General features: G+C 34.6%; 17 protein-coding genes. 13 read left to right on the top strand and 4 right to left on the bottom strand.

Annotated features, from left to right (window positions below; genetic code table 11):
• Positions 1–45: 45 nt before the first annotated feature.
• From MKY09_RS13805 to MKY09_RS13780, 6 genes are all read left to right on the top strand, one after another.
• Entirely contained in the window at positions 46–1,095 is a 1,050-nt protein-coding gene (locus MKY09_RS13805) for a M42 family metallopeptidase (RefSeq protein WP_342566894.1), read from the top strand.
• Positions 1,096–1,216: 121 nt separating this feature from the next.
• Positions 1,217–2,791: a peptide chain release factor 3 gene (locus tag MKY09_RS13800; protein WP_169358881.1), complete on the top strand. Its 1,575-nt coding sequence runs from the start codon at positions 1,217–1,219 to the stop codon at positions 2,789–2,791.
• A gap of 804 nt (positions 2,792–3,595) precedes the next feature.
• Entirely contained in the window at positions 3,596–6,655 is a 3,060-nt protein-coding gene (locus tag MKY09_RS13795; protein WP_342566893.1) for an efflux RND transporter permease subunit, read from the top strand.
• Positions 6,656–6,835: 180 nt separating this feature from the next.
• Positions 6,836–7,924 (top strand): SDR family oxidoreductase, encoded by a 1,089-nt coding sequence (locus MKY09_RS13790; protein WP_342566892.1) that lies wholly within the window; start codon positions 6,836–6,838, stop codon positions 7,922–7,924.
• A 221-nt stretch (positions 7,925–8,145) separates the two neighbouring features.
• Positions 8,146–8,916, top strand: a complete 771-nt coding sequence (locus MKY09_RS13785; RefSeq protein WP_342566891.1) for a TerC family protein — start codon at positions 8,146–8,148, stop codon at positions 8,914–8,916.
• Between the two features lie 126 nt (positions 8,917–9,042).
• Positions 9,043–10,395 (top strand): TrkH family potassium uptake protein, encoded by a 1,353-nt coding sequence (locus tag MKY09_RS13780; RefSeq protein ID WP_342566890.1) that lies wholly within the window; start codon positions 9,043–9,045, stop codon positions 10,393–10,395.
• A gap of 231 nt (positions 10,396–10,626) precedes the next feature.
• On the opposite strand, the gene MKY09_RS13775 is transcribed toward MKY09_RS13780, so the two are convergent.
• Positions 10,627–12,387 carry a B12-binding domain-containing radical SAM protein gene (locus tag MKY09_RS13775; protein WP_342566889.1) on the bottom strand — a complete coding sequence of 587 codons (1,761 nt, stop codon included), beginning with the start codon at positions 12,385–12,387 and terminating at the stop codon, positions 10,627–10,629.
• Positions 12,388–12,561: 174 nt separating this feature from the next.
• Between MKY09_RS13775 and MKY09_RS13770 the strand changes: the two genes are divergently transcribed.
• Together MKY09_RS13770 and MKY09_RS13765 are read left to right on the top strand one after the other, a co-directional pair.
• Positions 12,562–13,617, top strand: a complete 1,056-nt coding sequence (locus MKY09_RS13770) for an ATP-binding protein (protein WP_251556066.1) — start codon at positions 12,562–12,564, stop codon at positions 13,615–13,617.
• Between the two features lie 75 nt (positions 13,618–13,692).
• On the top strand, positions 13,693–14,136 hold the full coding sequence (locus tag MKY09_RS13765; RefSeq protein WP_169358888.1) for a MarR family transcriptional regulator: 444 nt from the start codon (positions 13,693–13,695) through the stop codon (positions 14,134–14,136).
• A 36-nt stretch (positions 14,137–14,172) separates the two neighbouring features.
• Here MKY09_RS13765 and MKY09_RS13760 read toward each other — a convergent pair whose 3' ends face one another.
• The 3 genes from MKY09_RS13760 to MKY09_RS13750 all read right to left on the bottom strand — a co-directional run bounded on the left by MKY09_RS13760 (position 14,173) and on the right by MKY09_RS13750 (position 15,736).
• Positions 14,173–14,766 (bottom strand): hypothetical protein, encoded by a 594-nt coding sequence (locus MKY09_RS13760; protein WP_342566888.1) that lies wholly within the window; start codon positions 14,764–14,766, stop codon positions 14,173–14,175.
• Positions 14,767–14,809: 43 nt separating this feature from the next.
• Entirely contained in the window at positions 14,810–15,421 is a 612-nt protein-coding gene (locus tag MKY09_RS13755; protein WP_342566887.1) for a type II CAAX endopeptidase family protein, read from the bottom strand.
• A 126-nt stretch (positions 15,422–15,547) separates the two neighbouring features.
• Positions 15,548–15,736, bottom strand: coding sequence for a DUF2187 family protein (locus MKY09_RS13750; RefSeq protein WP_144537802.1), 189 nt, complete (start codon positions 15,734–15,736; stop codon positions 15,548–15,550).
• Positions 15,737–15,961: 225 nt separating this feature from the next.
• Here MKY09_RS13750 and MKY09_RS13745 point away from each other — a divergent pair, with 225 nt between their 5' ends.
• The 5 genes from MKY09_RS13745 (at position 15,962) to MKY09_RS13725 (ending at position 19,786) form a co-directional block, all read left to right on the top strand.
• Positions 15,962–16,150, top strand: coding sequence for a hypothetical protein (locus tag MKY09_RS13745; protein ID WP_169358891.1), 189 nt, complete (start codon positions 15,962–15,964; stop codon positions 16,148–16,150).
• A gap of 113 nt (positions 16,151–16,263) precedes the next feature.
• Positions 16,264–16,440, top strand: a complete 177-nt coding sequence (locus MKY09_RS13740; RefSeq protein ID WP_169358892.1) for an aspartyl-phosphate phosphatase Spo0E family protein — start codon at positions 16,264–16,266, stop codon at positions 16,438–16,440.
• 19 nt (positions 16,441–16,459) lie between these two features.
• Positions 16,460–17,398: a MoxR family ATPase gene (locus MKY09_RS13735; RefSeq protein ID WP_169358893.1), complete on the top strand. Its 939-nt coding sequence runs from the start codon at positions 16,460–16,462 to the stop codon at positions 17,396–17,398.
• Positions 17,398–18,555, top strand: a complete 1,158-nt coding sequence (locus MKY09_RS13730) for a DUF58 domain-containing protein (RefSeq protein ID WP_169358894.1) — start codon at positions 17,398–17,400, stop codon at positions 18,553–18,555. Before MKY09_RS13735 ends, MKY09_RS13730 begins: the two co-directional genes overlap by 1 nt.
• Before the next feature lie 55 nt (positions 18,556–18,610).
• On the top strand, positions 18,611–19,786 hold the full coding sequence (locus tag MKY09_RS13725; RefSeq protein WP_342566886.1) for a DUF4129 domain-containing protein: 1,176 nt from the start codon (positions 18,611–18,613) through the stop codon (positions 19,784–19,786).
• The last annotated feature ends 13 nt before the right edge of the window (positions 19,787–19,799 follow it).

Here is a 19,799-nt window from a genome sequence, read left to right as displayed (position 1 = left end):
TACAAGATTTTGATAAGATGGAGTAAGAACAAAGGAGGAGTCATTATGTCATACAAATTTCAAGAGCAAGAGACTGTCTCTTTGCTAAAACAATTAGTGGAAATTCCTAGTCCTTCCGGTTATACAAAGGACATCATGGACTTTATGGAGCAGTTTTTAAAGGATATTGATGTTAATTATATTAGAACTAACAAGGGAGCACTTATTGCCACCATTATAGGAGAAAATGATACTAAACATCGTTTACTGACAGCACACACCGATACTTTGGGAGCTATGGTAAAGGAAGTGAAGTCTTCTGGCAGATTGAAGCTTGCAATGGTAGGCGGCTTTAATTGGAACGCAGTAGAAGGTGAGTATTGTACAATCCATACAGCAGATGGAAGAAAAATACGGGGCACCATTCTCATGCATCAAACAACAGTTCATGTCTATAAAAATGCGACTACGCTCGCTCGTGATGAGCAAAACATTGAGGTACGAGTGGATGAGAAAGTAAAAAGTGCTAGTGAAACAAGAGAGTTAGGTATAGAGGTCGGGGATTTTGTTTCATTTGATCCTCGATTTGAGCAAACGGAATCTGGCTTTATCAAGTCACGTCATTTAGATGACAAAGCAAGTACTGCCCTTTTACTCCAACTAATGAAAGCTATTAAAGAAAATAAATGGACGATTCCTTATACAACACATTTTTATATTTCTAATAATGAGGAAATTGGATTTGGAGGCAATTCTAACATTCCAGAACAAACAGTGGAATATATAGCAGTCGATATGGGTGCAATAGGCGATGGACAAACCTCGGATGAGTATACTGTTTCCATTTGCGCAAAAGATTCCTCTGGGCCGTATCATTATGAATTAACCCGAAACCTCGTCGAACTAGCCAAGGTAGAAGGAATCGATTATAAGTTAGACATCTATCCATACTATGGTTCTGATGCTTCTGCTGCAATAAGAGCAGGTTTTGATGTCAAGCATGCATTGTTTGGACCAGGAATTGAAGCATCGCATGCATATGAAAGAACTCATATACAATCATTAGAAAATACAGCGAAGCTATTGTATTCTTATATACAATCTGAAATTCTGTAATGGATACTAGTAGACATTTTTACGATTAATTTGTAAAATTGTCTGCTAGTTCTTTTTTTACTTGTATTTTTGCTAGTAAATCCATATGATAAAAAAGTGAATAAGAAGGAGATATACAAATATGGACAAACAATTACAAGAAGAAATACTTAAGAGAAGAACCTTTGCAATAATTTCCCACCCGGATGCTGGTAAAACGACTATAACGGAAAAGCTTTTATATTTTGGAGGAGCTATTCGTGATGCAGGTACAGTGAAGGGGAAAAAATCGGGGAAATTTGCAACTTCAGACTGGATGGAAATTGAAAAGCAACGTGGGATTTCTGTAACATCCTCTGTTATGCAATTTGACTTTAATAATTGTCGTATAAATATATTAGATACACCTGGACATCAGGATTTTAGTGAAGACACTTATCGAACATTGATGGCTGTGGATAGTGCAGTGATGATTGTAGATGCTGCCAAAGGGATAGAGGCTCAAACATTAAAACTATTTAAGGTTTGTCGCATGCGCGGTATTCCTATCTTTACTTTCATTAACAAACTAGACCGACAAGGTAAAGAACCTCTTGAATTAATGGAGGAGCTAGAAGAAGTACTTGGAATTCAATCTTATGCAATGAATTGGCCGATTGGTATGGGAAAAGAATTTTTAGGGATTTATGATCGCTACAATCATCGAATTGAGCAATTCCGCACAGAGGAATCTGAAAAATATCTTCCGTTAGATGATGAGGGAGAATTAGCTGTCGATCATTCTATGAAAGAAACATCTTATTATACGCAAGCTATGGAAGATATTATGTTGTTAAATGAAGCAGGGAATGATTTTGATAAAGAAAAAGTACTTTCTGGTGATTTAACACCTGTATTTTTTGGTAGTGCATTAACTAACTTTGGTGTGCAAACCTTCTTAGAAACATATCTTCAGTTTGCTCCAACTCCACAGCCGAGAATGACTGATGTTGAAGAAGAAGTAAATCCTTTGAACGAAGATTTCTCCGGTTTTATATTCAAGATTCAAGCGAATATGAATCCTGCTCACCGAGATCGAATAGCATTTGTACGTATCGTTTCGGGGAAATTCGAACGAGGGATGACTGTTACGCTAGCACGAACTGGTAAAACATTTAAAGTCACTCAGTCTACTCAATTTTTAGCTGATGATCGTGAGACAGTAGAAACCGCTGTAGCTGGAGATATTATTGGTCTTTATGATGTTGGGAACTATCAAATTGGTGATACGGTTGTTGGAGGGAAAAAAGCATTTAATTATGAAAAGCTTCCTCAATTTACTCCAGAAATGTTTGTAAAGGTTACTGCTAAAAATGTATTAAAATCTAAGCATTTCCATAAAGGTATTATGCAGCTTGTACAAGAAGGTGCAATTCAATTTTACAAAACACTTCATACAGAAGAAGTAATTCTTGGTGCAGTTGGACAGCTTCAGTTTGAAGTATTCGAGCATCGTATGAAAAACGAGTATAATGTAGAAGTTCGTATGGAGCCAATTGGATCGAAGGTAGCTCGTTGGATTGAAAACGAAGAAGATGTAAAAGAATCGATGACAGGTCCAAGAAGCATGCTAGTAAAAGATCGTTATGATCACTATGTATTCTTATTTGAAAATGAATTTGCAACTCGCTGGTTCCAAGACAAATATGAGCATATAAAGCTATATAACTTACTATAAGGTATAGATCCCTACCAAATAGGGAATTGTAAATAAAGGTAATCGGAAGAATGCTCGCATTCTTTTGGTTACTTTTTTTATTAGGCTATGTTAAAGAGTAGGGTTGATTTATGATACAAAGAAATCTTAGATCAGAGAGTAGAATTGATTTCCGCACCAGCCGGACGCTTTCCGCGGGGGGAGCGATAAGCCACCACCCATCGCTGACGCGCGTGGTTGTGATGTCTTATCTGTCTCCCTCCTCCCGCTGGAGTCGCCGTCTGGCGCTCCAATCAATAAATGGGAACAGTTTTAGCATCGATAAAGCGCTAATCAATTTACTCGCATAAACAAAGCTGAAAAACTGTCCAACCCCAATTTCATAATTTATTTATGATTACAATAGTCATTTGAAAGTCACTTACATAATGTTTACAGTCACTATAAAAAGAATTGTTAGTCAAAATCAACCAATAACTTTAACAAAGCTTTTTATTATAAAAAACGAGAGAATTTGATTTCTATATGGAGCAGAAAGAATAAATTAAAGAAGTACATTTTCCATTGAGGTGAGTGAAATCGTGGTATTTTTAACTTATATAACTGGAGAGCTACCCGTTCTAACCATCATCGGCTGTGTATGAAAGGGGAAGTAGTTCGTAATTAACGTTATTAGTTGTTTCTGCACATTTCTACGGCATAGAAAAAAGTTATACAATTGTTATATTCTCTTTATTTATCTATCCCTAAGCAATAATAAAATTTGAACTCTTACGTCATAGAGCATATGATATAAATAGCGAAAGTAAAGGTGGTTCCCTGTATATGAAAATTAGTGGTTTCTCTATAAAAAGACCTGTATTTACTACTGTAATTATGTTTTTAGTAGTTATATTAGGAGCTGTTTCTTTTTTTAAAATTCCAATCACATTGATCCCAGAGTTAAATCCTCCAATTGGCGTTGTCGTAACTAACTATCCTGGTGCTGGGCCAATAGAGGTAGATGAAAAAATAACCAAACCATTAGAAACTTCTTTAAGTACCTTACCTGGTATTAAGTCAATCAGTAGTACATCTCAAGAAAGCGCTAATTTTATTTTATTAGAATTTGATTGGTCTACAGATATGGATGATGTTCAATTGGACATCATGCAACGAATAGATTTAGTGCCCGTACCTACTGGAGCAGATAAACCAAGATTTTTAAAATTTGATCCTGCCCAGTTTCCAGTCATTCAGTTATCACTAAGAGCTGCTGATGATGGACAAGATATTCGATTAATAGCAAAAGAACTCGAGAAGGAATTAATCAGCACAGATGGTGTTGCAAGTGTTAATATATCTGGCTCACTTGTCGAAGAAGTGCAGATATTATTAGATCAAAACAAATTAATTCAAAATGGACTAACTCAAAGTGATATTGTCCAGCTAATTCAAGCGAATAATATTTCTCTTCCTGGAGACCCAATAGAAACAGAGGAAAAGATGTCCTTAACTACTCGAATTATGAGTTCATTAACCTCTGTTGAAGAAATACAAGATTTAATTATTACTGTTAACCCAATTGATGGTTCGCAAATAACTATTTCCGATGTTGCAACAGTTCAGTTAGCAGAACAAGAGACAAATAGTGAAACAAGAGCCAATGAAGAGCCGGCTGTTCTCTTGTCTGTGCTCCAAGAATCTAGTGCAAACACTGCACAAGTATCTACAGCTTTTCAAGAAGCTTTAGACAAGCAACTAGAGAAAGAGGAATATAAGGGAGTTACAGCGGATATTCTTTTTGATCAAGGGGATTACGTCAAGCTGGCCATTAACAATATTGGAACCACTTTAGTAACAGGTGGTTTATTGGCAATGTTAGTTTTGTTCGTGTTCTTAAAAGGGATTAGAAGTCCAATTATTATTGGTGTGGCAATTCCATATTCCGTTATTGTGACATTTTTACTGATGTACTTTGCGGGTTTTTCTTTAAATATAATGACGCTCGGAGCACTTGCATTGGGAATTGGGATGTTAGTTGATAATTCGATTGTTGTTATTGAGAATATCGAAAGGCATCTCGGTTTAGGAAAAGACCCTAAAGCTGCAGCTTTAATAGGCACAAAAGAAGTAAGTGGGGCAATTACAGCTTCTACTTTAACAACTATAGCAGTATTTATACCTGTAATTTTCCTTTCAGGACTTATTGGCCAGATATTTACCGAATTTGCGTTAACTATTTCGTTTAGTCTTATTGCTTCACTTTTTGTTGCACTCACTGTCATACCTATGATGGCTAGCAAAATGTTAAAAAAACCAAAAGGAAATTTAGAAGCGAGAAGACGAAGATCGAAGGCTTACAACAATTTGGAGAAGTCAATTAAGTGGTCTTTAGGTCACCGAGCTTTAGTTCTTACTATGACCTTAGCTTTACTAGTCATTTCTGTATTTGGTATTTTCCGTGTGGGTACTGAATTTTTACCTCCTACGGATGAAGGCTTTGCTTCTATTAGTGTAAGGCTACCAAATGGTTCATCGTTTACATCTACAAATGAAATAGTAGACGAGATAGAGAATATATTGCAGGAACAGAAGGATGTAGATGTCTATGTAAGCTTCGTAGGCGGAAGTCAAGAGGGCATGTCTCGAGGTACTTCTAGATCTAACATCGCAGAAATCTCTGTGAAACTAAAACCGCTTGATGAACGAAGTCAGTCTACGTTTGAATTTGTAGATAAAGTACAGCCTAAAATAGTAGAGGTAATTGGAGAAAGAGCAGAGATAAACTTTAATGTTCAAACAGCATCAGGCTCCTCACCTAATGTGGTATCTTTCAATATTTCCTCCGCTGATAAAGATATATTAAACCAAGCCGTTGCTGATTTGCAGGCTGATTTAGAAAAAATAAAAGGCGTAACTAAGGTCAACAATGACATTATTTCTACAGTAGAGGAAGTACAAATGATTGTTAAGCGAGATGCAGCAACAGAACTAGGTCTCGCTCCTGCTCAAGTAGCTCAAATGGTTAACAATGTAACGAGAGGCGTGTTAGCTTCCCAAATAATCTCGGAAGACAATGAAGTTTACGGAGTTTACGTTAAATATAACGAATCAGATCGGGAAAATATTGAAACCTTAAAGCAATTAAAACTACGTACTCCATCCGGTCAATTTGTAAACCTTGAGGATGTTGCAAGTATAGAGGTTGCTGAGGGACCAGTAGCTATACGGAGCTTAAACCAGGCTAGCGCGGTTGCATTTTCTGTTAAGTATGAGTCAGAAAATACACTAGGAGATATGTCTGAACAAATTGATCAAGTAATAGAGAAACAAAACTTTAGTGATAAAGTGCAGGTCAATTTTGGTGGCGACAGAGAGTTGATGGATAATGCCAAAAATGATATGATTTTGGCTGTTTTATTGGCGGTTGTCTTAGTGTTTATCGTAATGGCAGCTCAGTTTGAATCTTATAAATATCCGTTTGTAATCATGTTTACTGTACCGTTAATCGTGATAGGAATTGGGATTGTCTTATTCATTACAAATACTCCTATTAGCGTTTCCGCTGTCATAGGGATATTAATACTTGTTGGAATTGTTGTGAATAATGGGATTGTATTAGTAGATTACATTAACCAGCGTAAAGCAGATGGCTATTCATCCTTCGAGGCAATTACGACTTCCGTTCGGGATAGAGTACGTCCGATACTAATGACAGCTCTAACGACAATATTAGGTTTAATTCCATTGGCCCTTGGAATTGGAGAGGGAACAGAAATAAATCAGCCAATGGCTTTAACTGTAATTGGTGGTTTAGTTGCTTCGACTTTACTAACGTTATTTGTAGTGCCAATCATCTATAGTTTAATGGACAGAGAGACAAGAAAAATAAAATCATCTTAAATAAGAGAAGCTCCGAAAATTTACGTACTGTAAAATTTCGGAGCTTTATTTTTGTATACATTGGTTTGGTTTAAGGCACTAGACCTAATAGAATTTCGTGTAATACCTTTTACGATTAAAGTTTATGTATGCGCATTTAGAGGTCTTTAGTATAATCAAAAAAAGGGGATGATTACCAATATGTCTAATGCATTGATTACAGGATTTCCAGGGTTTTTGTCGAAAAATATCATAAAGGAACTACGTCATCAAAATCGATATTCCGCTATTTATGTTCTTGTTCTTCCTAATCTAGTTCAAAAAGCTGAACAGGTAATAAATGAAATCTACGAGGACGGAATAACTAACCAATCGATTATTGTGGTAAAAGGGGATATTACACTTTCAAATGCAGGGCTTGATAATGAAACAATTAACAACCTAAAGCAAGAAATAAATGATGTATGGCATTTAGCAGCTATTTATGACTTAGCTGTTCCAAAGGAAATTGCCTGGAAGGTTAATGTTGAAGGAACTAAATTATTTAATGAGTTAGTTCTTAAACTTCCAAATATAAAAAGGTATATGTATTTTAGCACGGCTTATGTGGCGGGGAAAAGAGAAGGTAAGCTACTGGAGACGGAACTTATTAAACCCCCTGGATTTAAAAATCATTATGAGGAAACAAAATACGAGGCAGAAGTACTTGTAAACAACTTAAAAAGCCAACTGCCACTTACCATTATTAGACCAGGGATTGTAAGGGGACATTCCATCACGGGAGAAACGATTAAGTTTGATGGGCCATACTTTTTTATAAACATGATTAACAGATTAAAACGATTACCAATAATACCTTATCTCGGTAAGTCCACGTCTTTTATTAATGTAGTACCATCTGATTACATAACAAAAGCCTCCATATATTGCTGTTTTGATGAGGAAGCAGAAGGGAAGACTATTCATTTAACCGATCCAAAGCCTTATCCAGTTGAAGAGGTATATAGAGCTTTTGTTAGAGAAGTTACAGGAAAATATCCTAAGGGAAGAATACCATTAGCATTAGCAAAGGGGTCTGTTAGCTTATTACCTATAAGAAAGTTCCTGCAGGTGGAAAAAGAAACATTAGATTATCTCGCTTGGAATTCTTCTTTTGATACAACAAATGCTGAAAAAATTCTACGTAAAGGAGAGATAAATTGTCCTGATTTTATAGAGTCTATACCTTCCATGGTTCGTTTTTATAACAAACACAAAGACGATTCAACTTATCATATTTCAATTAAATAATTTTGCTTTACTAATCACTTATATGTTGTTATTATAGACATATAAATAAATAGACTCTTGACGTTCGTCAAAGGGGAGTAGCTATAGGGAAACCTATTTCATAGTCGTCATTACATGGCTTTTGCCATCGGTTATGATAGCACATTAATTTTTAATTTGCTTAGCAAGACCTTTGCCTTTTTTTAGGCAGGGGTCTTTTTATATTTCAAAGGAGGATTTTTATGGATTATGGAATTTTGTTAGAGTATGGATGGGTTTTACTTGTCCTAGTAGGACTGGAAGGCTTGCTAGCTGCTGATAACGCAGTAGTAATGGCAGTAATGGTTAAGCACTTACCGAAGGCCCAACAAAAAAAGGCTCTGTTTTACGGTCTATTAGGAGCTTTTGTTTTTAGATTTGCAGCTTTATTTATGATTACGTTTTTAGTTAACATTTGGCAGGTGCAAGCACTAGGTGCTGCTTATCTGTTATTTATCTCGATAAAACATATTTACGATCAACGTAAAAAACCAGGTCCGCATATTGAAACAGATGGCTTAGAAGAAAATGCAAAAGGTTCAGGATTCTGGATGACTGTATTAAAAGTAGAATTAGCAGATATCGCGTTTGCAATCGACTCTATGTTAGCTGCAGTTGCGATTGCAGTAACGTTGCCATATTGGGGAGACTTTGAAATTGGTGGAATTAACGGTGGACAGTTTGCAGTAATGTTCATCGGTGGTGTTATTGGGCTAGTTATTATGCGTTTTGCCGCACATAAATTTGTTCAATTACTTGAAAAATATCCTACACTAGAAACAGCTGCATTTTTAATAGTAGGTTGGGTAGGGGTTAAGTTAACTGTATTAACACTATCTCATCCAAGTGTAGCTATACTTGATGAGCATTTCCCACATTCAACTGGATGGAAATTGACTTTCTGGGTTGTTTTACTAGTAATCGCTATTGGTGGGTATTTACTTGGTGTAGCCAAAAACAAAAAGACTGCTTAATCTTAGTAAATATATAATGATTTAGTTAAAAGTATGAAAAGATAGTATGGTTACTGCTATCTTTTTATACTTTTTTTTTTTACAATGATTTAATAGGCTCTCTTTAACTTGAAAGGAACATATTAAATGAAAAACTATACATTTAAAGCGAAATATAAAATGACACCGGCTCAAATAATTGTTTCTTATTATTTTATTGCCATCGCTATTTCAGTTATTCTACTTCGCTTACCGGGAGTTCATAGGCCAGGTGTGAAAGTAGACTTTATTGATAGCTTGTTTACAGCAGTTAGCGCCGTTAGTGTAACAGGGCTAACAACTATAAGCATTGTAGATACATATACTATTTTTGGGTATATCATGCTTATTCTAATTCTCCAGCTTGGAGGAATTGGAATAATGTCTTTAGGAACATTTATTTGGCTTGTGGTTGGTAGAAGAATTGGTTTAAGGGAAAGGCAGTTAATCATGGTTGACCACAACCAGTCTAAAATGTCAGGTGCTGTAATGCTTATAAAGGAAATTATTAAAATTCTCTTATTTATTCAATTGCTTGGTTCAATTATACTGACAGTTTACTTTACGCAATACTACGATACATTTAAACAAGCATTGTTACATGGAGTGTTTACTTCTGTTTCTGCTACTACTAATGCAGGTTTTGATATAACAGGTGAATCCTTAGTTCCTTATCATCATGATTACTTTGTTCTAATCATCACGAGTATAATGATTGTATTTGGTGCGATTGGCTTTCCTGTTTTAATCGAGGTAAAAGAATTTCTTTCGAATAAAAATAAAAATTTTAGATTTTCATTATTTACGAAGCTAACTACTTTAACGTATGGGGCCCTATTAGTTATAGGAACAGTGATGATTTTTTTACTTGAATTATTTAATACTCTTAAGGATCTACCTTGGCATGAGAAATTCTTCACTGCTTTTTTTCATTCAGTATCAACTCGGTCTGCGGGGCTAACTACTGTGGACATCAATATGTTTAACGAAGGAACTAATCTTTTTATGAGTGCACTCATGTTTATTGGTGCTTCTCCTAGCTCAGTAGGTGGAGGAATACGGACAACTACCTTTGCACTTGCAATCTTGTTTCTAATAAACTTTTCTAGAGGCAAAGAAAATATACAAATATTTAATCGTGAAATTCATCTACTAGATATTTATAGGGCCTTTGCAGTATTTGTTTTAGCTATCCTGATGGTCTTTGCTGCAACAATTATATTATCGGTTTCGGAACCGGGTGTTCCAGTAGCATCCCTACTATTTGAAATAACCTCTGCGTTTGGTACATGTGGTATGTCGCTTGGGGTGACAGAGAACCTATCTTCCTTCGGAAAGCTAGTAATCATGCTCCTCATGTTTATAGGAAGAGTTGGTTTAATATCCTTCCTATTTACATTAGGAGGTAAGCGAAAAATTACCAAATACCATTATCCAAAGGAACGTGTAATTATTGGGTAATTAAAACTGCTATTGAATAACTGCTAGTCATCCTTACACAACACGGTGAAAAGCTTGTGGAAAGAGATAAACGATTAAGTAGCCCTCTTGTAAACCAAAGTGGAAACAAAAGCTATAAGGAAACAACAGAAGCCCCAGAATTTACCGAATGGTAAAATTTCTGGGGCTTTTGAAATTTTAAAGCGGTCTAATCACCTTTCTACTAATTTCTGGAATGAAACTTGGTGATTATTAATTCGTTACTTTTATATTTTCTTTTGGTTGCAAAAAGAAGAATTGTGGAGCTTCTCCGTTTTGGAATGCAGTCAGTAAGAAACCATTCTCTTCTTTGATGATTCCTTGCTTAAACAAATCCACATTAACAGTAATCGGTGTGATAAATGTCTGCTTGTACAGTTCTCGTTCTGACAAATTTAAGTGTGAAAAGTCTATTCCAGCAATCGAGGGATCCTCTATTAGTAGCTTATAAATCGCAGACTGAGTTTCTTTGTTTAAATCATTATTCCACCAAGGCTTCCGTGGTTGGAATTTTTGTTTTGATAAATAATCTAGTTTCATAACAGACTTAATAGTCGCTAAAGGAATATTTTCTAATTGTTCTAGGAAAGCAAAAAGACGAGTATAAAGGTCCTCTAGCTGATGTCCAATTCTAGACCAATTTCTTTCTTCCCAATAGGTACCGAATTGTTGGAAAAAGTCGAAAGGTGTTTCAAATACATGCTCAAATAGAAATTCTAACGTTTGGTCCATTCTATGTGCATTCCAATACTTTTCAAGAACGTCTTCCACTTGCTTAATACGTAAAATATCTTGAAAGCTTAATACATTATTAGAGAAAATTTCATATGGAGCTTGGTCTACATACACATAACCATACTTTTTTGCTTCGACTCGCAATCCTGTACCTCTTAAAAGCTTCAAAAAGCCTAGTTGTAACTCTTCGGGACGCATTTCAAAAACTTCATTGAAAGTATTTCGGAAGGAATGATAATCCTCTTCTGGTAGCCCAGCGATTAAATCTAAATGCTGATCGATTTTTCCACCGCTTTTAACCATAGTAACTGTCCTTTTCAACTTTTCAAAGTTCTGTCTGCGTTTAACTAACTCATTCGTCAAATCGTTGGTAGATTGTACACCAATTTCGAAACGGAAAAGACCAGCTGGAGCATTTTCATTTAAAAATTGAATAACTTCTGGTCGCATAATATCAGCTGTTATTTCAAATTGAAAAACAACTCCTGGTAAATGTTCATCGATTAGGAATTGAAACATTTCCATAGCATAACTTCTACTGATATTGAATGTACGATCGACGAATTTTATCGTTTTTGCACCATTTTGCATTAAGAATCGGATATCCTCTTTAACTTTTTCACGATTAAAATATCGAACACCAACTTCAATAGAAGAGAGGCAGAATTGACAAGAAAAAGGACACCCTCTACTAGTCTCAACGTAGACAATTCGTTTAGAAAGATTGGGTAAATCTTCTTCAAAACGATATGGAGAAGGAGATTCACGTAAATCTAATTTTGGAGGTAGCGGATTTAGAATAAATTTGTCGTTTTGTACATATGCTAGTCCAGGTACTTCTTTTAACTCTTTCTTTTTGTAAAGGAAGTCTAATGTTTCCTTGAAAGTCTGTTCACCTTCACCAACTACGATATAATCAATTTCTGTCACTTTACGGAGCCAAACATTCGTGTCATAGGAAACTTCGGGACCGCCTAAAATAATAGTTATGGAAGGATCTACTGTTTTTAACATCTTGATTACTTTAATTGTTTCTTCAATGTTCCAAATGTAACAGCTAAAGCCAACTACATTCGGATTTTTCTGGTACAAATCAGCTACTATATTAAAAGTTGGATCTTTTATAGTATATTCAACAATAAGGGGGGAATAGTCTGGTTCAGCTGCTGCTTTTAAACAGCGTAATGCTAAATTCGTATGGATAAACTTTGCATTTAATGTGGTTAATATTATATTCATTTTCTTAACTCCTTTAGTTTTGCATAACTATTGTAACAGTGAATATTCATGTCGACAATATGGTTAAAAATAACCATATCCAGAATAATAAAAGTGTGGAATAATCAGAATTAATCAATAATTTAAAAATTTGAATTGTTTATTCTCAGATTCTTATGAGAGGTTGGGTGCAAAATGTTAGCAGAATACGAGTACAAACAAAGGTTTGAACAGGTTTTCCAACTCTTTTCAAGTGGATTAATATTTATAAGTGATGAAGGAGAAGTATTAGACGCTAATCCATATATAGAAAAAGTGTTAAAGATAGAACGAGAAGAATTGCTTAAAATGAACTCTAATACACTTTTAAATATGTTCTCTCTAACAGGAGCTTCTAGAAAGACATTTCTACAGAATTTAGCTTCAAAAGGACAAGCAGAATTTTTTAGTGAATTTCAAACATATATGGGTGACAATAGGTATCTGCATTTGATTGTATCTAAACAGAGTGAATCTAATCTATTTCTCATGGAAATTCATGACGAATCAGAAAAAATGTTTATGAGGAAGCGCCTGAATCATAACGAATCGTTAAGTACTCTAGGACAACTTGCGGCAAGTATCGCTCATGAAATACGTAATCCCATGACATCTTTAAAGGGATTCACACAGTTGTTACTGAAAACTGCTAATGAAGACGGAAAAAGATACTTGGATGTTATTGATCATGAGATACAAAGAATGGAAGAAATATTGACAGAATTTCTTCAAGTTTCAAAGCCGAGCAACAAAGAGTACACCTACTTCGAAATTGACCAGCTCATAACAGAGGTAGCTAGTTTCATGACTCCTCAATCGCTTATGAAAGCAATTGAAATTAATATTACTAATGAATTATATACAAACATTAGAGTATTGGGAAATAGAAACCTTTTAAAACAGGTTTTTATAAATGTCATAAAAAATGCTATTGAATCTATGGTAAAAAGTGGTAAAATAGATATTAGATTATCTTTGTCTTGTGATGGATTTGTAAGTATTAAAGTAAAAGATGAGGGGAATGGAATTGGAGAAGAAGAATTAGCTAATATTTTTAAGCCATTCTTCACAACTAAATCGACAGGAACTGGGCTTGGATTATCTCATGCCTATGAAGTTATGGAGGCTCATGGCGGTAAAATAGAGGTTGAGAGTATGGTTGGAAATGGAACGATCTTTAATTTCCTACTCCCCTTACAAGTAGCTTCCTAAGCTATTTTGACAATCTATTAGTCTGACCTATATAATGATTGTTAATGTAATTTAATATAGGTGAGGATGACGACAATGACCAATGACTTATCGAGTAGTGCTTTGAAATTATTTATAGTACTTTCCCGTGCTCATAAAGTAATACATGAATGTACAAATCATTTCTTTCAAGAAAATGGGTTAAATCCAACTGAATTTGCGGTATTAGAGCTTTTATTCCATAAAGGAAAGCAACCCTTGCAACAAATAGGAAATAAGATATTACTCGCTAGTGGATCTATTACTTATGTAGTAGATAAGCTTGAGGGTCGTGGCTTTATAAAGCGGGTATCCAGCGATACAGATCGAAGAGTTACCTATGCGGAAATAACAGAAGAAGGCTCAGAGTTTATGAAAGAATTATTCCCACGTCATGAGCAGCAGTTAGTACAATTAATGAGCATCTTGACAGAAGATGAAAAAAAAGATGCTATAGAGTTAATAAAGAAGCTTGGTCTGTCCATTAAAAAATTATCTTAAGAACTTCGAGCCATAGTACGGCCCGAAGTTTTTATTTTAATTGATTTTAATAGTATTTGCCATTTTGATGAAATCTTCAATAGCAGGCGATTCTGCTGTATCAAAAACTGTTAATTTTACTCCTAAGCCATCTTGAAGGAATGTGTAGCCATAGACATTATTGCCATCTGGAATTTCTGCTTTGTACGACTTAACATCTTCTATTTGTTTCCCAGAAGGGACAATTGAGTTATCAGTGATTTCTGTTACGTTGCCTTCTGAATTAGATGCTTTTACTGTCTCTACTAGCTCGTTTGTTACATCTGCCATATTAACCTCAGAGGCATTATAGACTTCTATACGCATAGATTGCTCTTCATTTTCTTTATTGAATAGCAAGTCTTTATTTGGTTCTTCTGCAGTTAATTCATAGCCATCAAGTACGGATATGGAATATTCCTGATTATCACTATCTACAGAAGTTCCGGTTGCTTCAGAACTATTTTCTTTTTCCTCTGAACCGTTAGCTTCGCTGTTGTTTTTAGAATCTGTTACTTGATCATCGTTAGATGTCTCTTTCTCTGAAGAACCACAAGCAGCAATCAAAAGTGTTAGCAGAAGGACAGATAAAGTTGAAATTACTTTTTTCATTTATTCAGCTCCCTTTCTAGTATAGTTATGGTTTACATAACTTTCATATTAGTGGTAGCACCAGGAATAGCATTAAAAGAAATACAATATGGGCTACAATATTAAGTGGCATACTTTTTTTCTTTTCGTAAAGCCATCCAAAAATGATTCCTACAATAATAGCAAAAAAAACACCAATGTAGAAACCACTCACTATAAATGATGCTCCATATAAAACGGAACTAGTTAGTATAGCGAGAGTAGGAGAGAACCAATTTTTCACTGCATTTTGGATGAAGCCACGCCAGAAAAATTCTTCTCCAGGAATAATGATGAAGAACAATAAAATGTAATGCCATAAAGCAGAAGGTGCAAATACACCAAAGAAATGAGAAACTTCTTTCGTCGCTTGAGATGGTAATAGCTCCAGTAGCTGTAAACCTAAAAAGCACAATAAGTAAGTTCCTATACCATATACTATACCCCAAAATAAATAGTTAAACGTTTTCAGCTGATCTTCTAATTTTGAAAAATAAAAAGAAGAAGCCGTTAAAAAAAGTGTTGTAAACGAATAGAAATACCAAAATACGTTTTCATTATTAAACGTAACCCAAGTAAAAACAAAAGCTAATACTAGTGATATTACTAGTCCTATAAAAAGTTTTCGATTAATCATATATGCACATCCTTACCATAGTCACAAAAAAAGAGAAGTATAGAGTTTTATGACGGTCTAGGAAAAAGAATTGCCTGTTACTTAGAAATAAAACCGTTCATCTCATGGAGAGGAACGGCATGACGTTTAATCTTCATTGCTATATAATATCTTATAACGCTTATGGTTGATTACCGTTTTTTCTTCTAGTTCAAGCTCGTTAAAGTTTTCCATATAAGTTAAATCAACTATGACAGAATTCTCGTTAACTTTTTCTACTATACCTTGAAGACCATCTTTAAACTCAATAATGTTACCGACTTCAGCGATTTTCATAGATTGTCCCATCCCCTTAAGAACATAATATAATACAGTTTGCCCTAAAAAAAGATGTACGTAAAGTATTTTTATCAAAAGTTTTAAAACTATACATTTTGACTGATTTTAAAATAGTACTTTTTAATAATACATGAGGAATTCAGTTTAGGAGACATTCTATAATTGTTATGTTTTTCAGAGGAATAAACACCATTTATTTAAAATATAAGGAGATTTAAAAATATGCAATCGATAGATGAACAACTTAACGCGCTAAAAAGTGGGATGATAGATCAAATTCACGTCACTAAGGAAGAGTTTTTAGCATTTAGAGAAGTACTTGTAAAAAGAGAAGATTTTAAACACTTTAGTGGTAATGCAATGCAAGGTGGAGATATAATATATACTTATCTAACGCATCCAAGAAGTTAATGTGCTAATGTACATTACTTTACTTTAAATTGTCGGTATATTCTGATTAGTATAAGGGGTTTATGTATAGATAGTAGAGGGAAATATACAATTTTCAAAAGGAGAGTTTTCTAATGATGGAATCTATTCTAAAAAGGCTAGAATATACAAGAGAAAAGATGATTCAATCTGCGATAGAAAATGGTGTAACTAATAGGGAAACTATTCGATTAAGCGAAGAGCTAGATCATTTACTTAACGAGTTTCATTCCCAAGTTAAGCAGCTAAGCACATCTAAACAAATCGACTAGTAAATTGGAGAAGATATGAATGGATTCAGCTTTAATCAAACTAAAAAAAGAATTGAACCAATCTATTATAGGTAGACAAAAAGAAATCGATTTTATGCTAATGGGTTTGTTAGTTCAAGGCCATGTGCTATTAGAAAGTGTACCTGGATCTGGAAAAACAATGATGGCTAAATCTTTTGCAGAAGCCATTCAAGGAGAATTTAAACGAATACAATTTACTCCCGATGTTCTTCCTTCAGATGTAACAGGAATTAGTTACTTTCATCCTCAGAAGCAGGAGTTTATTCTGCGGATGGGTCCAGTAATGAGTAATATTTTGCTTGCAGATGAAATTAATCGTGCCACTCCAAGAACTCAGTCCAGTCTTTTAGAGGCGATGGAAGAGAAACAAGTGTCAATTGATGGTGAAACTATTAAGCTACCTTATCCTTTTATGGTAATTGCTACACAAAACCCAATAGAATCACAGCAAGGTACCTTCCAGTTACCTGCTGCTCAGCTAGACCGCTTTTTATTTAAGCTTAATATTGGTTATCCAACCATGAAGGAAGAGAATTACATTTTAAAACATTTTGGTCAAGCTCCTGGAAAAGTTAAAACTAAGCAAGTGGTTACTCTTGAGAAAATTGAAGAATGGTCTAAGCAAGTAAATAATATTCAAGTTCATGAAGATATTTTTACTTACATCATACAAATTGTACAAGGCACGAGAAAACACCAGTACATAGAACTAGGGTTAAGTAGTCGAGCTTCTTTAGCTATGCTACAGGCTTCTAAAGCCCACGCCTTCATTAATGGTAGGGAGTATGTGACACCAGACGACGTAAAGAACATCATAGATCCTGTTTGTTTGCATCGCCTTAGATTGTCCTCGCAAGGAATGCTAATCCATGAAATATCTAATATTATGGCAGAATTGATTAAAGAAATTGAAGCACCTGTTGAGGCAAGTATATAATGACGTGGAAACGTAACGATGTAAACTATAAGTATATAAAAATATATAGGGATATATTGCTGATCAGTGGGGTATTTCTTTTTATCTTTGATCAGCATGTACTTTTCGTTATTATTTTCTTTTTGTTATGTTTCGTGTTGATTCAACTGCTTTACTTTCAAAAAGTTGGTAGTGGACTTACTTTTGTAAATGAGAAAAAAAGAGTTAGATTAATGAAAGGGACTACCTCACATTTTGAGCTGACTTTTAAAAATAAAGGTATGCCGATTTGGAATGGCACCATTACAATAGCATTCCACGATTCAGTTGCTCCAGTTAGAGCCAATAATATTTTATCTTCAGGATTTTTTGAGGTGAATGTTCCTTTTTCTATTGGATACAATAAAACAGTTACGATACAAGTACCTATAGTTGGTAGTCGAAGAGGTCTTTCGAGGTTTAGAGGCATAGATATTAATATCCCTCATCCTTTAACGGAAGGTTCTATTATATTGAATTACCAACCATACATATTGATGGATGCAATGGTTTATCCAACTATCTATCCAATCAAAGAAGAATTTCTTCCTACTCGACTTAAGCCTGGAGAGCTGGAGTTAAATTCTTCTTTGTTTGTTGACCCGTTCTTCCCTATTGGTACTAGAGAATATGAACAAGGTGATCAGTTTAACCATATTCATTGGAAAGCAAGTGCAAGGACACAGCAGCTTCAAACCAAAATTTTTACAAAAGTTACTAATGTATCGGTATTATTTTTAGTTAATCTTGCAGATGGGTATAGGATGGTTCATGATTTTGAGGAGAAGATAGAGTGGCTAGCATCTAATGTGGAAGCTTGTTATAAGGCAAATGTTCCCTTTGGATTTGGCTTAAATATTCGAGCATCAGGAAAGAGACCATTTGTATTTGTTCCTTTAGGCTCTGGTGATGTACATAGACTAAATGCTTTAGAGTTACTTTCTATTCTATCGGTTAGCAATATCACTATACCATTTGAAAATATGATTAAATATATTGATAGTCATGAGGAAATACCGGTGTCTGTTCGAGTTTTTTCTCATAATATGGAGAAGTATCATTCCATATTAACCCCATGGGAGCAGAAGGCCATTGTCACATATCTGACTGAGCAAGAGGAGGGAGATTATGTTAAATAACTCCACTCAAACTTTCCATATACAAAAATTGTCCTATGAAAAGTACCTGAAGGATATGTGGATAGTTAGCTTGTTCTTTGTTTTATTGTTAAATGAGACTTTGGTAAGTTTGCCGTTTCTATGGATTGGTATCCAAATTTTTACCGTGCTGGTTGCCCAGTATACTTTTTCGAAATTTGGACCTAGTTTAATCATCGCTTTTATTATTCCTACGGTGTCATTACTTTTCCTCTTTTTATTTGGAGGTCCCTTTTGGCTATATTGTATTGGGGTTCTAATATCTGTGTGTTGCTTACATTATAGATATAATGTAATTCAGTTGGATGAGGACAGTGATAATCCTTTTGCCTTACTGTCATTAATGGTATTTTTCTCTATCCACTTAATTTGTATTATGCTTGTGATCGAAAATTATAAAATCACTTTATATAGTGTCTTTATAGGAGGAGTTATTTTCTTTGTAGGGTTAAGGCTATTTAGTGTTTGGAGAAAAAGTTACAGTCATACAAAAGAATCGTTAAACCAATTTGCACTTTATTATTTAGTTGGTTTGTCCGTTATCTTTCTTTTAACTTTCTTAAGCTTTTTGATTTTTAGCCCAGTGAGACAACTTTTAGGTGTGATCCTCCAAGGGTTGTTTACTATTGTGATGTTGCCTTTGACACCTTTGCTCATTTTAATTGAAAAATATTTGAGTAATTTGTTCAGCGAACCAGCAGAGGAAAGAGAACAGGATATTGTAGCAAATGACGGTATAATGGATGGTTTACGTCAAGATGAATCTGAAGCAATTACTTCGTCATTTCCAATAGAGTGGATCCTATTTGGGGCCTTAGGTATAGTAATACTTTTAATTGTTACTTATATTATCAAAAAGAAAATAGAATTTCCTGTGGAACAACAACGAAATAATTTCATTTATAAAAATGATAATTTGGCTATTCAGGATGAAGAATTATTAAAGCAAAGTACCATTTATAAAGTTGAAGCTTCATTCCTTAGAGAGCTTTACTTAGAATTTGAAAAAGAGGCAACATCATTAGGATACAATAGAGAAATGAGTGAAACTGTTAGGGAATGGTTTAAAAGAATGTCATGGGAGGTAAAAGGTGAATTTTTTTCTACTTATGAAGAAGTAAGATATGGTGGTCACATGGTAGGAGAAGAACAGGCAGATATTTTTATAGAAGAATTGGATAAAATAAAAAAAATTTTAAAAAAAGAGGTTTAAATAAATGTGAGCA

Origin of the sequence: Psychrobacillus sp. FSL K6-4046 (genome assembly GCF_038624605.1) — a bacterium.
In the GTDB taxonomy this organism is placed as follows: domain Bacteria; phylum Bacillota; class Bacilli; order Bacillales_A; family Planococcaceae; genus Psychrobacillus.
Note: the sequence above shows the minus strand (reverse complement) of the source record. Positions and strands in the feature narration are given on the sequence as shown.

Bases quoted from the DNA above. Each gene is read 5' to 3' on its own strand.
- MKY09_RS13780 (WP_342566890.1), top strand. From the start codon at position 9,043: ATGAAAAACTATACATTTAAAGCGAAATATAAAATGACACCGGCTCAA.
- MKY09_RS13755 (WP_342566887.1), bottom strand. From the start codon at position 15,421: ATGATTAATCGAAAACTTTTTATAGGACTAGTAATATCACTAGTATTA.
- MKY09_RS13735 (WP_169358893.1), top strand. From the start codon at position 16,460: ATGGATTCAGCTTTAATCAAACTAAAAAAAGAATTGAACCAATCTATT.
- MKY09_RS13790 (WP_342566892.1), top strand. From the start codon at position 6,836: ATGTCTAATGCATTGATTACAGGATTTCCAGGGTTTTTGTCGAAAAAT.
- MKY09_RS13730 (WP_169358894.1), top strand. From the start codon at position 17,398: ATGACGTGGAAACGTAACGATGTAAACTATAAGTATATAAAAATATAT.
- MKY09_RS13785 (WP_342566891.1), top strand. From the start codon at position 8,146: ATGGATTATGGAATTTTGTTAGAGTATGGATGGGTTTTACTTGTCCTA.
- MKY09_RS13740 (WP_169358892.1), top strand. From the start codon at position 16,264: ATGATGGAATCTATTCTAAAAAGGCTAGAATATACAAGAGAAAAGATG.
- MKY09_RS13805 (WP_342566894.1), top strand. From the start codon at position 46: ATGTCATACAAATTTCAAGAGCAAGAGACTGTCTCTTTGCTAAAACAA.
- MKY09_RS13750 (WP_144537802.1), bottom strand. From the start codon at position 15,736: ATGAAAATCGCTGAAGTCGGTAACATTATTGAGTTTAAAGATGGTCTT.
- MKY09_RS13770 (WP_251556066.1), top strand. From the start codon at position 12,562: ATGTTAGCAGAATACGAGTACAAACAAAGGTTTGAACAGGTTTTCCAA.
- MKY09_RS13760 (WP_342566888.1), bottom strand. From the start codon at position 14,766: ATGAAAAAAGTAATTTCAACTTTATCTGTCCTTCTGCTAACACTTTTG.
- MKY09_RS13775 (WP_342566889.1), bottom strand. From the start codon at position 12,387: ATGAATATAATATTAACCACATTAAATGCAAAGTTTATCCATACGAAT.
- MKY09_RS13800 (WP_169358881.1), top strand. From the start codon at position 1,217: ATGGACAAACAATTACAAGAAGAAATACTTAAGAGAAGAACCTTTGCA.
- MKY09_RS13795 (WP_342566893.1), top strand. From the start codon at position 3,596: ATGAAAATTAGTGGTTTCTCTATAAAAAGACCTGTATTTACTACTGTA.
- MKY09_RS13725 (WP_342566886.1), top strand. From the start codon at position 18,611: ATGTGGATAGTTAGCTTGTTCTTTGTTTTATTGTTAAATGAGACTTTG.
- MKY09_RS13745 (WP_169358891.1), top strand. From the start codon at position 15,962: ATGCAATCGATAGATGAACAACTTAACGCGCTAAAAAGTGGGATGATA.
- MKY09_RS13765 (WP_169358888.1), top strand. From the start codon at position 13,693: ATGACCAATGACTTATCGAGTAGTGCTTTGAAATTATTTATAGTACTT.